Genomic DNA, 13,720 nt, shown 5'->3' on the forward strand with positions numbered 1-13,720 from the left:
TTCGGTGTCCCGACGCCCGGGCGGGCCGTCGGGTCGTCTAGCCGGTGGGTCGGGGGTGGGCGCCCGCCGGGGTGCCTGGTGCGGGGGTGAGCTGGTCGAGGAACGAGCGGATCCGCTGGTGTACGGCCTTGCCTCCGCTGATGCCGTCCCAGTGGGCCCGTACCAGGGCGGCCAGCTGGAAGCAGACGTCGACCGGCACCCGCCAGTGCTGCTGCTCGGTGGCCGTCCGGTAGGTGAGCAGGGCCTCGACGGAGGGGGCCAGGTCCGCCAACTCGGGGTGTTCGGCGAGGAGTCGGCTCCACACCTGTTCGGGTACGTCCGCCCGCAGGGTGCCCAGCGGACTGGGGTACCGGGCGAGTACCGCGCCCTCGTGGTCGCGGGTGAAGAACACCAGGTCCACCGGCACCCCGAGGGCGGCCCACAGCTGGTCGTCGAGCCGGATGTCCAGCCGCTGCCGCCCCTCGGGGAGCAGCTGGTAGTGGTCGCCGCCGGCCACCTCCCGGTCGAACAGCAGGGAACAGGGGCGGCAGGCACAGGCCGGTTCCCCGCTCTGGAGGTCCAGCAGGTGCCGGTGCTCCCCGGGCAGGGGCTCGGCGCACAGGTCACAGCGTTCCTCGGCTCCGGCCGTGGGGCCCGGGGGTGCCGCCCGGCTGGCGAGCCGGCGCAACCGTGGCGAGGGGGGCAGCCCGGTCATGGGGTGCTCCGCGCCGTGGCACGGTCGCCGAACAGGGCGTCCACCGGGATCAGGGGCTGGGCCGGGGCGGGTTGGCGTACCTCCCAGCGGATCTCCTCGACCTCGGGGGCCGCCTGTGCCACCAGCTGTTCCAGTTCGGTCTGCCACTTCTCCCGGGTGGAGCCGCAGCCGCCCCCGGTGGTGAGGGCCACGGTGGCCACCCGCTGGTCCACGCCCAGCAGTTCGGCCTCGACGCCCACCGCGCGCAGTGCCTCGGTGGCGCTTTCGAGGGCGCCCCGGACCCGGGTGGGGGTGTCCTGGGGGTGGAGTCCGTGGACCAGCAGCAGGTGCCCGACTAGTTCGTCGCCGGCCAGGGTGTCGACCAGCGCGGCGCCGGACGCGGCGGTGCGGGCGTGTTCCAGGGTGCGGGCCAGGCACTCGCCGTAGAGGTCGAGCAGGCCGGAGACCGCGTCCAGGGCCCGCTCCCGGGAGGGGGTCTGGGGCAGGGACTCCAGGCCCGAGAGCAGTTCCTCGGTACGGGCGACCCGCCCGCGCAGGGCGTCGGTGTCGTCCGTACCGGCGGGGGGCGCGGACGCCCCCGACGGCGCTGGTTCGGCGGGCATCACTGCACCGCCCCGAAGGTCGGGGAGTGCGACTGCCGCAGGGTGCGCCCCTTGCCCAGGTACATGTGGACGCCGCAGGGCAGGCAGGGGTCGAAACTGCGGACGGTGCGCATGATGTCGATGCCCTTGAAGTCGTCCGGCCCGTTCTCCTCGAACAGCGGGGTGCCGGCGACCGCGTCCTCGTAGGGCCCGGGGGTGCCGTAGGAGTCGCGGGGGCTGGCGTTCCAGGGGGTGGGCGGGTACGGGTGGTAGTTGGCGATCTTGCCGTCGCGGATCACCAGGTGGTGGGAGAGCACCCCACGTACCGCCTCGTGGAAGCCGACGCCGATGGCCTCGTCGGGGACGGTGAAGTCCTCGAACACCTTGGTGTGCCCGCCGCGCACCTCGGCCAGCGCCCGGTCCACGAAGTACAGCGCCATGCCGGCCGCGTAGGCCACGAAGTACATCCGCGCCCGGTTGCGCTCCAGGGTGTTGGGGAACGGCGGGGGCGTCCACTCCAGCCGGGTCGCGGGGGTGTTGGGGGTCTTGGGCAGGTCGATCTGCACGCTGCGCCCGGTGGACCGTACGTGCGGGGTGTCGACCTTGCCGGCCAGGGCGGTGGACCACAGCCGGGCCAGCGCCCCTCCCCCGGTCTCCAGGGCGAGGTGGTCCCCGGTGCGCTGGTCCAGCCAGCGCGGGCTCATCACCCAGCTGTAGTTGCCGCCGTTGAGGTCGCGCTTCTGCGGGGCGGGGTTGGTGGTCTGGTTCCAGGGGTGGCGCTTGTCGACGGGGTTGCCCAGCGGGTCCCGCTCGACGAACTTCTCCCCCTCCTCCCAGTCGTCGTAGTACGAACTCCCCAGCAGGATGCGCATGTTGAGGTTGATGTCGACCAGGTTGGTGGTGACCAGCTCGTTGTCGACGATGATGCCGGGGGTGACGTACATGGCGTTGCCCCACCGGTTCATGTTCCGGTAGTCGTAGTCGACGACCTCGGGGTCCTGGAAGGTGCCCCAGCAGCCGAGCAGGGTACGTCGGCGGCCTACCTCCTCGTATCCGGGCAGCGCCTCGTAGAAGAAGTCGAAGACGTCGTCGTTCATGGCGACGGCCCGTTTGATGAAGTCGATGCAGCGCATCAGCCGCACCAGGTAGTCGGTGAACAGCTGCGGGGTGGCGACCGTCCCCACCCCACCGGGGTAGAGGGTCGAGGGGTGGACGTGCCGGCCCTCCATCAGGCAGCACATCTCGCGGGTGATCCGGCTCATCTGGAGCGCGGTCTTGTACATCTCCCCCTCGAAGGGGTTGAAGGCCCGCATGATGTCGGCGATGGTGCGGCAGCCGTGCTGGTCGCCCCGGGGGGAGGGGGTGTTCTCCGCGCGCCGGAGCACCGAGGGGTTGGTCTCCTTGACCATCTGCTCGCAGTAGTCGACGAAGACCATGTTGTCCTGGAAGATCGTGTGGTCGAAGATGAACTCCGCCGCCTCCCCCAGGTTGATGATCCACTCCGCGAGCGGCGGTGGCTTCACCCCGTAGGCCATGTTCTGCGCGTACACCGAGCAGGTCGCGTGGTTGTCACCGCAGATGCCGCAGATCCGGCTGGTGATGAAGTGCGAGTCCCTGGGGTCCTTGCCCTTCATGAACACGCTGTAGCCACGGAAGATCGACGAGGTGCTGTGGCACTCGGCGACCTGGCGGTTGGGGAAGTCGATCTTCGTGTAGATCCCCAGGTTGCCGACGATGCGGGTGATCGGGTCGAAGGAGACCTCGGTGAGTTCGCGCTGGCCTGGTTCGATGTCCTCGGTGATGGCCACGGGGGGTCCTCTCGGGTACGGGGCGGTACGTCGGTCAGCGGCCGACGCGCGCCGGCTCGTAGCCGGTGGTCAGTCGCTCACGGTTGTGGTGCCAGGTCGGTTCCTTGTTGACGCTGGCGTTGGTGAAGGAGCGGAGGGTCCGCACGAAGGGGCCGTAGATCTTCATCAGGTTCGAGGAGAGGGTGGCCCCGGGCGGCTCGTCCATGAAGGGCATGAACTTGTCGGGGAAGCCGGGCATGGTGCAGCCGATGCAGATGCCGCCCACGTTGGGGCAGCCGCCCACCCCGTCCATCCAGCCGCGCTTGGTGACGTTGCAGTTCACCACCGGCCCCCAACAGCCCACCTTCACCTGGCACTTGGGCGAGTTGTAGTCACCGGCGAAGTCGCCCTGCTCGTAGTAAGCGGCCCGGTCGCAGCCCTCGTGCACGGTCTTGCCGAACAGCCAGGTGGGCCGCAGCTGCTCGTCCAGGGGGATGGTGGGCGCCAGGCCGGCCGCCTGGTGGAGCAGCCACAGCAGGGTCTCCATGAAGTTGTCCGGCTGTACCGGGCAACCGGGGACGTTGACGATGGGCAGACCGCCGGCGGAGCGGAAGTCCCACCCGAGGTAGTCGGCCAGCCCCATGCAGCCGGTGGGGTTGCCGGCCATGGCGTGGATGCCGCCGTAGGTGGCGCAGGTGCCGATGGCCACCACACCCCAGGCCTGGTGGGCGAGTTGGTCCAGCCAGGTGTTGACCGTGATGGGCTCCCCGGTCTCCAGGTCGTTACCCATGGAGGTCCAGTAGCCCTCGCCGTTGATGTTCTCGTTGGGGATGGAGCCCTCCACCACCAGGACGAACGGGCCCAGCTCCCCCTTGGCGGCGTCCCGGAAGGCGCGGAGGTAGTCCTCGCCGGTCTCGTAGGCCAGGACCTTGTTGTGCAGGTGCACCTTGGGCAGTCCCGGTACCGCGCCGAGGACCACGTCCTCGATGCTGGGCAGGTTGGCCGCGGTGACGGAGACCGTGTCGCCGTCGCAGCTGAGTCCCTCGGAGATCCAGAGGATGTGCACCTCGTCGACTCCTGAGGCGGTCGCTTCTGAACCCATGCCGTTCCTCCCGATCCAGCGCCGTCAGTGGATAAAACATGACACAGCCGACATCACGCGGCATCGCGAGCTTCGGGCGTGCCGAGGCCCGTACGACGACCGGCCTCCGCCACCCGGGGGTACCTCGACGCCCCGACCGGCGATGCGGACGTCCCGGCCGGCACGCGTGAATAGATTGCGTGCGTCCCACGGCGACGCCCGGCGGCGGAGTCGGCCCAACCCGATCGGTCGAGGGAACCCATGCACGAGATGTCCATCGCCCTGGCCGTGATCGACCGGGCGGAGACGGCGGCCCGGTGTCACGGAGCCGAGTCGGTGGAGGCGGTACGGGTCGTGGTGGGCGAGGTCTCGGGGGTGGTCCCCGAGGCACTGCGCTTCGCCTTCGAGGTCGCCCGCGAGGGCACCGCCCTGCACGGGGCCCGACTGGTCATCGACACCGCCGAGGGCAGCGCGCGCTGCGGTCCCTGTGACACCACCTTCGCACTCGGGATGCCCCCGCAACTGTGGTGCCCGCACTGCGACGGCAGCCAGGTCGAGGTGCTGACCGGGCGCGAACTGGAAGTGACGTCAGTGGACCTACCAGACGACCACCCGGAAGGGGTGAGCCAGTGATGTGCCGTACGGTCGACCTCCGCGAAGCGGTGCTGGCCAAGAACGACGACCTGGCGGAGGACCTCCGCCAGGACCTGACCCGACGCGGGATCACCGTGGTTAACCTGCTGTCCAGCCCAGGCAGCGGCAAGACCGCGTTGCTGGAGCACACCCTCGCCGGTGCCGCCTCCCGTGACGTACCGGTGGCCGCGCTCACCGCCGACCTGGCCACCGAGAACGACGCGGCCCGGCTGTCGCGGGCGCGGGTACCGGTCAAGCAGGTCCTCACCGGCGGCCTGTGCCACCTGGAGGCCCGACAACTGCGCGGCCACGTCGACTCCTGGCTGCCCGAGGGACCCCGGCTGCTGTTCGTGGAGAACGTCGGCAACCTGGTCTGCCCCGCCAGCTACGACCTCGGCGAGACCCTGCGGGTGACCCTGATGTCGGTGACCGAGGGCGAGGACAAGCCGCTGAAGTACCCCACGGCCTTCGGGCTGGCGCACCTGGTGGTGCTGACCAAGTACGACATCGCCGAGGCGGTCGACTTCCGGGAGACGGCCTTCCTGGAGAACGTGGCCCAGGTCAACCCCGGGGTGGAGGTACTGCGCACCTCCTCCCGCAACGGGATGGGCGTCGACCAGCTGTGGCAGCGGCTGCTGGAGGTGCACCGGGGAGGCGCCGTACACCGTCCCCCGCTGGCCGGGGAACTGCTGAGGGCACACGCCCACGACCACGGCCCCGACGAGCACGAGCACCACCATCACCACGAGCACGACCCCCACGAGCACAGCCACCAGCACCAGCCGCTGGCCGCCCGGGGGGAGTGACGGTGTCCGCCAGTCCCGAGTCCGCAGTCCGGGTCGCGCCCCCCGCTCCGGGCCCGGTGGTACGGCGGCGCCTGCGGGTACGCGGGGTGGTGCAGGGCGTCGGGTTCCGGCCCCATGTGTACGCCCTGGCCACCGGACTGGGCCTGGCCGGACACGTGGCCAACGGCTCCTCCGGGGTGTCGGTGGAGGTCGAGGGCCCCAGGGAGGCGGTGGAACACTTCGGCGCCCAACTCGCCGAACGGCCACCCCCGTTGGCCCGGGTGGTGTCCGTCGAACAGGGAGAGCTGGAGCCCCTGGGGGAACGGGGCTTCACCATCCGCCCCTCCCACGAGGAGGAGGGCCGCACCCTGGCACCGGCCGACACGGCCGTGTGCGAACGGTGCCTGGCCGAGATGTGGGACCCCGACGACCGGCGCCACCGGCACCCGTTCATCACCTGCACCCACTGCGGGCCGCGCTTCACCCTGATCGAGGACCTGCCCTACGACCGTTCCCGCACCACCATGACCGGCTTCCCCCTGTGCGAACGGTGCGCGGCGGAGTACCGGGACCCGGCCGACCGCAGGTTCCACGCCCAGCCGGTGGCCTGCCACTCCTGCGGCCCCCGGCTGCGGTTCACCCCGGCCGGGTTCGGCGCGCGCCGGCACGTGGACCTGGACGCGCTGCGGGCCGCCCGGGGGATGCTGGCCCGGGGGGCGATCCTCGCCGTGAAGGGGCTGGGCGGCTACCACCTGGCCTGCGACGCCGGCAACCCCGAGGCGGTGGAGGAACTCCGCCGGCGCAAGGGACGGGGTGACAAGCCCCTGGCGGTGATGGTCGACAGCCTGGACACCGCCGCGCGGGTGGCCCGACTGGGGCCGTACGAGCGGGAGTTGCTGTCCGGCCCCCGCCGGCCGGTGGTCCTCGCCCGGCCCGGCCCGGAGGCCGGCCGACTGCTCGCGGACCGGGTGTGCGCCGGCAGCCCCCGGGTGGGGGTGATGTTGCCGTACACCCCGCTGCACCACCTGCTGACCGAGCCGGACGGCGGCCCCACCGTCCTGGTGATGACCAGCGGGAACCGTTCGGGCGAGCCCCTGGTCACCGACGACACCCAGGCCGTGGAGCGGCTGGCGGACCTGGTCGACGGCTGGCTGTGGCACGACCGGCCGATCCGGGTGCCCTGCGACGACTCGGTGGTGCGGGTACGTCCCGACGGCACCGAGGCCCTGGTGCGCCGCTCCCGTGGCTACGTACCCGAACCCCTCCCCCTGCCCTTCCCGGCTCCCCCGCTGTTGGCGGTCGGCGGCGACCTGAAGAACACCCTGTGCCTGGCCTCCGGCGACCAGGCGTGGCTGTCGGCCCACGTGGGCGACCTCGGTGAACTGGCCACCCAGCAGGGGTTCGAGCGGGCCCGCGCGCACCTGGGCCGACTCACCGGTGTCGCCCCGGAACGGATCGCCCACGACGCCCACCCCGGCTACCACTCCACCCGGCTGGCCCGGCGCCTGGGCCGGGCACTGGTGCCGGTGCAGCACCACCACGCCCACCTCGCGTCCTGTATGGCCGAGCACGGTCTCGACGGTTCCCGGCCGGTGCTGGGCGTGGCCTTCGACGGCACCGGCTACGGCACCGACGGATCGGTGTGGGGCGGGGAGGTGCTGCTGGCCGACTACCGGGGCTTCCAACGGCTGGCACGGCTGGCCCCGGTCCCGCTGCCCGGAGGCGACGCCGCCGTACGGCTGCCGTACCGGATGGCGTTGGCCCACCTGCACGCGGCCGGGCTCCCCTGGGAGGAGTGGCTGCCGTGTGTCCGGCAGGCCGAGCCGCAGGAACTGCGGGTGCTGCGGCGGCAGTTGTCCGGCGGGGTGGGGTGTGTGCCCACCTCCAGCGCGGGCCGGCTGTTCGACGCGGCCTCGGCCCTGGCCGGGGTCTGCCCCCGGGTCAGCTACGAGGCCCAGGCGGCCGTCGAGTGGGAGGCGTTGGCCCTGCGGGCCTGGGACGAGACGTCCCCCGCACCTTCCGCGTACCCGCTGCCGCTGGCCGCCGCGCCCTCCGCGCGGCGCCCCGCGTCCTGGAACCTCCGCCCCCTGTGGCGGGCGGTGGTCGACGACCTGCGCGACGGTGTGCCCCCGGCCCTGGTCGCGGCCCGCTTCCACCGTTCCGTGGCGTACGCGGTGTACGCCGGCTGCCGCACCCTGGCGACACGTCACCGGGTACGTCAGGTGGCCCTCAGCGGAGGGGTGTTCGCCAACTCGCTGCTGGAAGAGACGGTCACCGACCTGCTGCGGGCCGACGGACTGGAGGTGCTGCGCCACCAGCGGGTGCCGGCCAACGACGGCGGGCTGGCCCTCGGCCAGGCGGTGGTGGCCGCCCACCACCGTGGCCCCCTTTAACCCACCACATCCCACAGAGGGGAGAGCACCATGTGCCTGGCGGTGCCCGGCAAGGTGATCGGCATCCAGGAACGCGACGGCACCCGGATGGCACAGGTCGACTTCGGCGGCGTGACCAAGAACGTCTGCCTGGCCTACGTCCCGGAGATCGAGGTCGGCGACTACACCATCGTCCACGTCGGCTTCGCCCTGCAGAAGCTGGACGAGGAGTCGGCGTTGGCCACCCTGGCGCTGTTCCGCGAGATCGGTGCCCTGGACGAGGAGTTCGGTGACGCCTGGGGCCGCGCGGCGGCCGAGGCCGGGGTCTCCCCCGAGGCGGCACCGCCCGAGGAGGAGGCGCGATGAGGTACCTCGACGAGTTCCACGACCCGGCGCTGGCCCGCCGGCTGCTGGACGACATCCACCGGATCACCACCCGCCCGTGGGCGCTGATGGAGGTGTGCGGGGGCCAGACGCACTCCATCATCCGGCACGGCATCGACCAACTGCTGCCCGAGCGGATCGAGTTGATCCACGGGCCGGGCTGTCCGGTGTGCGTGACCCCGCTGGAGATGATCGACAAGGCGCTGGCGATCGCCGCCCGCCCGGACGTGATCTTCTGTTCCTTCGGGGACATGCTGCGGGTCCCCGGTACCGACCGGGACCTGTTCCGGGTCAAGGGCGAGGGCGGGGACGTACGGGTGGTGTACTCCCCGCTGGACGCGCTGGAACTGGCCCGGCGTCACCCCGACCGCCAGGTGGTCTTCTTCGGCATCGGCTTCGAGACCACGGCACCGGCCAACGCCATGACCGTCCACCAGGCCCGGCGGCTGGGCGTGGAGAACTTCTCGCTGCTGGTCTCCCACGTGCGGGTGCCGCCGGCCATCGAGGCGATCATGCGCTCCCCGGACTGCCGGGTGCAGGCCTTCCTGGCCGCCGGCCACGTGTGCAGCGTGATGGGCATGGCCGAGTACCCCGAGCTGGCCGAACGCCACCGGGTGCCGATCGTGGTGACCGGCTTCGAGCCGCTGGACGTGCTGGAGGGGGTGCGGCGCACCGTACGGCAGTTGGAGGCCGGCGAACACCGGGTGGACAACGCCTACCCCCGGGCCGTACAGGCGGAGGGCAACCCGGCCGCGCTGCGGATGCTGTCCGAGGTGTTCGAGGTCTGCGACCGTTCCTGGCGCGGCATCGGCACCATCCCCGACAGCGGCTGGCGGTTGGCGCCCGCCTTCCGGGAGTACGACGCCGAACACCGCTTCCCGGTGGGCGGGTTGACCACCGTGGAGCCCGCGCAGTGCCACAGCGGCCAGGTGCTCCAGGGGCTGCTGAAACCCCACGAGTGCCCGGCCTTCGGCACCGAGTGCACCCCCCGCAACCCGCTGGGCGCCACCATGGTCTCCAGCGAGGGGGCCTGCGCCGCCTACTACCTCTACCGCCGTCTGGACCACTCGACCGCCCAGGAGGCGAGCCCCGTTGGCTGAGCTGACCACGACCCCCGACGCCCCTCGCCCCCTCCCGCCGCTGCCCGACCCCGCCTCCTGGAGCTGCCCGGCTCCCCTGCGGGACCAGCCGGTGATCACCATGGCCCACGGGGGCGGCGGGGCGATGTCCAGCGAACTGGTGCGGCACCTGTTCGCCCCGGCCTACGGCAACCCGCACCTGGAGGGGTACGCGGACTCCACCGCCGTCACCCTGGGCGGTGCCCGACTGGCGATGTCCACCGACTCCTACGTGGTGCGGCCCCTGTTCTTCCCCGGCGGCTCCATCGGCGACCTGGCGGTCAACGGCACCGTCAACGACCTGGCGATGAGCGGGGCCCGGCCGGCGTACCTCACCTGCGCGATGATCCTGGAGGAGGGCACCGAGCTGGAGCTGCTCGACCGGGTCGCCCGCGCCCTGGGCGCCGCCGCCGAGGCGGCCGGGGTGACCGTGGTGACCGGGGACACCAAGGTCGTGGAGTCCGGCCACGGTGACGGGGTCTACCTCAACACCTCCGGCGTCGGGCTGGTCCCCGAGGGCGTCGACATCCGCCCCCAACGGGCCCGCCCCGGGGACGTGGTGATGGTCAGCGGCCCCATCGGGATGCACGGGGTGGCGATCATGAGTGTGCGGGAGGGCCTGGAGTTCGACGTCGAGGTCCGCAGTGACACCGCCCCGCTGAACGGGCTGGTGGACGCGGTGCTGGCGGCGACCCACCGGGTGCACGTGCTGCGCGACCCCACCCGGGGCGGGGTGGCGGCCTCCCTGCACGAGATCGCCGAGGCCTCCGGCACCGGGGTGGTGCTGCACGAGAACCGGCTGCCGGTGCCGGAGCCGGTCGCGAACGCCTGCGCCATCCTCGGGCTGGACCCGCTGTACGTGGCCAACGAGGGACGGCTGCTGGCCCTGGTGCCGCGCGAGGTCGCCGACCAGGTGCTGGAGGCGATGCGCGCCCACCCGGCCGGGGCGGAGGCCCGGGTGATCGGGGAGTGCGTGGAGGAGCACCCGGGGATGGTGGTGGCCCGGACCGGTTTCGGCGGTACCCGGGTCGTGGACCTTCCGGTGGGCGAGCAACTCCCCCGTATCTGCTGACCGTTCGGCCCGCACCCGGGCCTCACCACGAGAAGGGACCGCCCCATGTCCGCTCCGACCTTCAGCCCCACCCTGCTGTACCGGGACGCCCACGCCGCGATCCGGCAACTGACCGAGGCGTTCGGCTTCCGCGCCTCGGCGGTCTACGAGGACGAGGACGGCCGGGTGCTGCACGCCCAACTCACCTACGGCAACGGGGTGGTGATGCTCGGCTCGCACGGCCGGGAGGGACTGTTCGCGCGGCTGATGCGGGACGCCGGCCCCACGGGCGTGTACGTGGTCGTCGAGGACGTGGACGACCACCACCGACGGGCCAGCGCGCACGGGGTGGAGGTCCTGATGCCGCCCACCGACCAGGACTACGGCTCGCGGGACTACCTGGCCCGCGACCTGGAGGGCAATGTGTGGAGTTTCGGCACCTACGCCCCTTCGGTGGGTGACTGACCCCAACGGGCCGTTCCCTGCGGGATGTTCCGCGTTTCTCCACGTCAACGGGCATGTCAGGGCGGGGCATGAAGGTGCCAGCCCTCTTACGCCGCTCCGGGGTGACTGCCATGCTCACCCCACCCCCGTCCCCCCACGACTAGGGAGTTTCCGTGCGTTTCAGAGCACTTCCCGCCGCTGTGGTCCTCTCCGCGGCCGGCCTGTTGGTCACCCCCGGACTGGTGAGCCCCGCAGCTGCCGAGTCCACCACCATCCAGGCCCAGCCCCTGGACTCCGGTCCCGTCGCCACCAAGGTGAAGGCCGCCCCCGGTGGTTCCGCGCAGACCGTCGACATCGACCGTCACGGCTCCCAGCTGCGTACCGAAGGCACCGAGACCAAGGCGTCCAAGACGCTGGAGGTCGACTACCAGGTCCAGGAGACCGGCTACTGGTGCGGTCCCGCCGCCACCCGTATCGCCCTCTCCGCGCGGATCTCCCCGCCCAGCCAGGCCGACCTGGCCGCGCAGCTGGGCACCCACGAGGGCGGTACCGACCACATCGGTCAGGTCACCGACGTGCTGAACAGCAACCTCGGCGACGGCTGGTACAAGACCAGGGAGATGCCCAACGACCCGCCCTCGCAGGAGCAGAAGGACCTGCTCTGGCAGGACATCGTCAAGGACATCGACAACAACTACCCGGTGGTGACCAACATCGTCGCCCCGCCCGGTAACCAGCCCCCCGGCTACCCGTCCGACCAGACCATCTACCACTACTTCACCGTGATCGGCTACGACGACGCCAACAACAGCGTCCTCATCGCCGACTCGGCCAACTTCGGCGGCAACCAGATCTACTGGCTCTCCTTCGACCAGCTGGCCAGCCTGATCCCCCCGAAGGGCTACGCGGCCTGAGGCCACCCCCTTCCGACGGCGGCCGTCACTCCCTCGGGAGTGACGGCCGCCGTGCTCATCGCGCGGCGCCCGAGGGCACCAGCCGTTCCCGTACCACCCGGCACACCTCGGCCTCGTGGTCGTACAGGTAGAAGTGGCCGCCGGGCAGCACCCGGCACTCGAAGTCCGCCCCGGTGTGCTCGGCCCACGCCCGCGCCTCCTCCTCGGTGACCCGGGGGTCCACGTCCCCGGTGAGGACGGTGACCGGCACGCCCATCGGCGGCTCGGGCCGGTGGCGGTAGGTCTCCACCGCCCGGTAGTCGCCCCGGATGGCCGGCAGCACCAGCCGCAGCAACTCCCGCTGCTCCCACAGCTGTTCGTCGGTGCCGTTCAGCTCCATCACCCGCCGCAGCAACGCGTCGTCGTCCAGCAGGTGGGCCGGCGCCTCGTCGCGGTACCGGCTGGGCGCGCGGCGCCCGGAGGCGAACAGCCGGGTCGGCGTCCACCCCGACCGCAGCATCTCCCGGGCCAGTTCGTAGCCGACCAGGGCGCCCATACTGTGGCCGAACACCGCCGTCGGGCGGCCCCGGGCCGGGCCCAGCTCCGCGAGGACCAGCCGCGCCAGCTCCCGTACGTCCTCGACCACCGGCTCACCCATCCGGTCCTGCCGCCCCGGGTACTGCGCGGCCCACACCTCCACACCGGGGGCCAGCGACCGGGCCATGTTCCGGTACGCGGAGGCCGAACCCCCCGCGTGCGGCAGGCACACCAGCACCGGAGCCGACGGGTCGGCGGTGGCGAACCGGCGTATCCAGGGGGTGGTGGTACGAGAATCGGTCACGGTGTGCTCCCGGACGGTACGAGGATGGGCCGGCCCCAGCCGGAGCCGCGCTCGATGCTACGAGGTGCCCCGAGGGGGAACACGCCGGCCCGGGGCCACCGGGCCGGAGACGACCAGGTGGAAAGGACGGTGGCGGAGTGCACCGGCACGGCCACGCTCACGACGGTACGGAGACCGAAGCGGACTGGGACCTGATGGTGGAGCAGTTGGAGGACGAGGTGGCCCTGCACCGGGCCGCCCTAGAGGACGCCCTGGCCTGGGTACGGGAACGGCTGGGCTCCTCGGCGTCCGGGGTGCGCCGGGTACTGGACCTCGGTTCCGGGCCGGGAGCGGTCACCGTGCTGCTGGCCCGGGCCTTCCCCGAGTCGCGGGTGGTGGCGGTGGACGGCTCCCCGGAGTTGCTGCGCCGGACGCGGGAGCGCGCCGAGGTGGAGGGGCTCGCCGACCGGGTCGAGGTCCGACAGGCGCGGCTGCCGGAGGAGTTGGGCACCCTGGAGCCGGCCGACCTGGTGTGGAGCCGCAACGTCCTGCACCACCTGGGCGACCAGCGGGCGGGGGTGACCTCCTTCGCCGAACTGGTGCGCCCCGGTGGGGCGTTGGCCCTGTTGGAGGGCGGCCTGCCCCGACGGTTCCTGCCCCGGGACCCGGGGGTGGGCCGGCCCGGCCTCCAGGCCCGGCTGGACGCGGCACACGCGGACTGGTTCGAGGAGATGCGCCGCGGCCTGCCCGACGCCCGACCGGTGGTGGAACACTGGCCGGGCCTGCTGGCCGAAGCGGGGCTGACCGGGGTGGCCTCCCGTACCTTCCTCACCGACCTGCCGGCCCCCGCCGACCCGCTGGTCCGACGCTTCGTCACCGAACGGCTGGCCCGGATGCGCGACCGGCTGGGTGAGCGGCTGGAGGGGGAGGACCGCGTGGCGTTGGAGGTCCTCACCGACCCGGAGGACCCCCGCTCGGTGGGCCGGCGCGCGGACGTGTTCTGCCTGTCGGGCGACACCCTCCACCTGGGTCGGCGCGACAGCGCGCCCCTGGGGCCCGTTCACAGGGGTTGACCGG

General features: G+C 72.2%; 14 protein-coding genes. 9 read left to right on the plus strand and 5 right to left on the minus strand.

Annotated features, from left to right (window positions below; translation table 11 throughout):
* Positions 1-37 precede the first annotated feature (37 nt).
* Genes ABZT14_RS14770 through ABZT14_RS14785 form a run of 4 tightly spaced genes read right to left on the minus strand, consistent with a single transcriptional unit; the run spans position 38 to position 4,164 of the window.
* A complete protein-coding gene (locus ABZT14_RS14770) occupies positions 38-694 on the minus strand; it encodes a DUF5947 family protein (protein ID WP_356301562.1) in 657 nt (218 codons plus the stop codon).
* Entirely contained in the window at positions 691-1,296 is a 606-nt protein-coding gene (locus ABZT14_RS14775) for a NifU family protein (RefSeq protein WP_356301565.1), read from the minus strand. Before ABZT14_RS14775 ends, ABZT14_RS14770 begins: the two co-directional genes overlap by 4 nt.
* On the minus strand, positions 1,296-3,083 hold the full coding sequence (locus tag ABZT14_RS14780) for a nickel-dependent hydrogenase large subunit (RefSeq protein WP_356301568.1): 1,788 nt from the start codon (positions 3,081-3,083) through the stop codon (positions 1,296-1,298). The genes ABZT14_RS14775 and ABZT14_RS14780 overlap by 1 nt, the downstream gene beginning before the upstream one ends.
* A 34-nt stretch (positions 3,084-3,117) precedes the next feature.
* A complete protein-coding gene (locus ABZT14_RS14785) occupies positions 3,118-4,164 on the minus strand; it encodes a hydrogenase expression protein HypE (protein WP_356301571.1) in 1,047 nt (348 codons plus the stop codon).
* Positions 4,165-4,404: 240 nt separating this feature from the next.
* Between ABZT14_RS14785 and hypA the strand changes: the two genes are divergently transcribed.
* The 8 genes from hypA (at position 4,405) to ABZT14_RS14825 (ending at position 11,844) form a co-directional block, all read left to right on the plus strand.
* Positions 4,405-4,776 (plus strand): hydrogenase maturation nickel metallochaperone HypA, encoded by a 372-nt coding sequence (gene hypA, locus ABZT14_RS14790; protein ID WP_356301574.1) that lies wholly within the window; start codon positions 4,405-4,407, stop codon positions 4,774-4,776.
* Complete coding sequence (gene hypB / locus ABZT14_RS14795) at positions 4,776-5,582, plus strand: hydrogenase nickel incorporation protein HypB (protein ID WP_356301576.1); 807 nt, start codon at positions 4,776-4,778, stop codon at positions 5,580-5,582. Before hypA ends, hypB begins: the two co-directional genes overlap by 1 nt.
* A 2-nt stretch (positions 5,583-5,584) precedes the next feature.
* Positions 5,585-7,954: a carbamoyltransferase HypF gene (hypF, locus tag ABZT14_RS14800; protein WP_356301579.1), complete on the plus strand. Its 2,370-nt coding sequence runs from the start codon at positions 5,585-5,587 to the stop codon at positions 7,952-7,954.
* Between the two features lie 30 nt (positions 7,955-7,984).
* Positions 7,985-8,299, plus strand: a complete 315-nt coding sequence (locus ABZT14_RS14805; RefSeq protein ID WP_356301582.1) for a HypC/HybG/HupF family hydrogenase formation chaperone — start codon at positions 7,985-7,987, stop codon at positions 8,297-8,299.
* The gene (gene hypD / locus ABZT14_RS14810; protein WP_356301585.1) at positions 8,296-9,417 is read left to right on the plus strand and encodes a hydrogenase formation protein HypD; all 1,122 of its coding nucleotides are present in this window, start codon (positions 8,296-8,298) and stop codon (positions 9,415-9,417) included. Before ABZT14_RS14805 ends, hypD begins: the two co-directional genes overlap by 4 nt.
* A gap of 100 nt (positions 9,418-9,517) precedes the next feature.
* Positions 9,518-10,507 (plus strand): hydrogenase expression/formation protein HypE, encoded by a 990-nt coding sequence (hypE, locus tag ABZT14_RS14815; RefSeq protein ID WP_356302243.1) that lies wholly within the window; start codon positions 9,518-9,520, stop codon positions 10,505-10,507.
* Between the two features lie 45 nt (positions 10,508-10,552).
* A complete protein-coding gene (locus ABZT14_RS14820; RefSeq protein ID WP_356301588.1) occupies positions 10,553-10,951 on the plus strand; it encodes a VOC family protein in 399 nt (132 codons plus the stop codon).
* A 152-nt stretch (positions 10,952-11,103) separates the two neighbouring features.
* Positions 11,104-11,844, plus strand: coding sequence for a C39 family peptidase (locus tag ABZT14_RS14825; RefSeq protein WP_356301591.1), 741 nt, complete (start codon positions 11,104-11,106; stop codon positions 11,842-11,844).
* Positions 11,845-11,899: 55 nt separating this feature from the next.
* On the opposite strand, the gene ABZT14_RS14830 is transcribed toward ABZT14_RS14825, so the two are convergent.
* Positions 11,900-12,664, minus strand: a complete 765-nt coding sequence (locus ABZT14_RS14830) for an alpha/beta fold hydrolase (protein ID WP_356301594.1) — start codon at positions 12,662-12,664, stop codon at positions 11,900-11,902.
* Positions 12,665-12,801: 137 nt separating this feature from the next.
* Here ABZT14_RS14830 and ABZT14_RS14835 point away from each other — a divergent pair, with 137 nt between their 5' ends.
* Complete coding sequence (locus tag ABZT14_RS14835) at positions 12,802-13,716, plus strand: methyltransferase domain-containing protein (protein WP_356301597.1); 915 nt, start codon at positions 12,802-12,804, stop codon at positions 13,714-13,716.
* Positions 13,717-13,720: the final 4 nt, after the last annotated feature.

The sequence above is a fragment of the Streptomyces sp. NPDC005438 genome (assembly GCF_040606315.1).
In the GTDB taxonomy this organism is placed as follows: Bacteria; Actinomycetota; Actinomycetes; order Streptomycetales; family Streptomycetaceae; genus Streptomyces.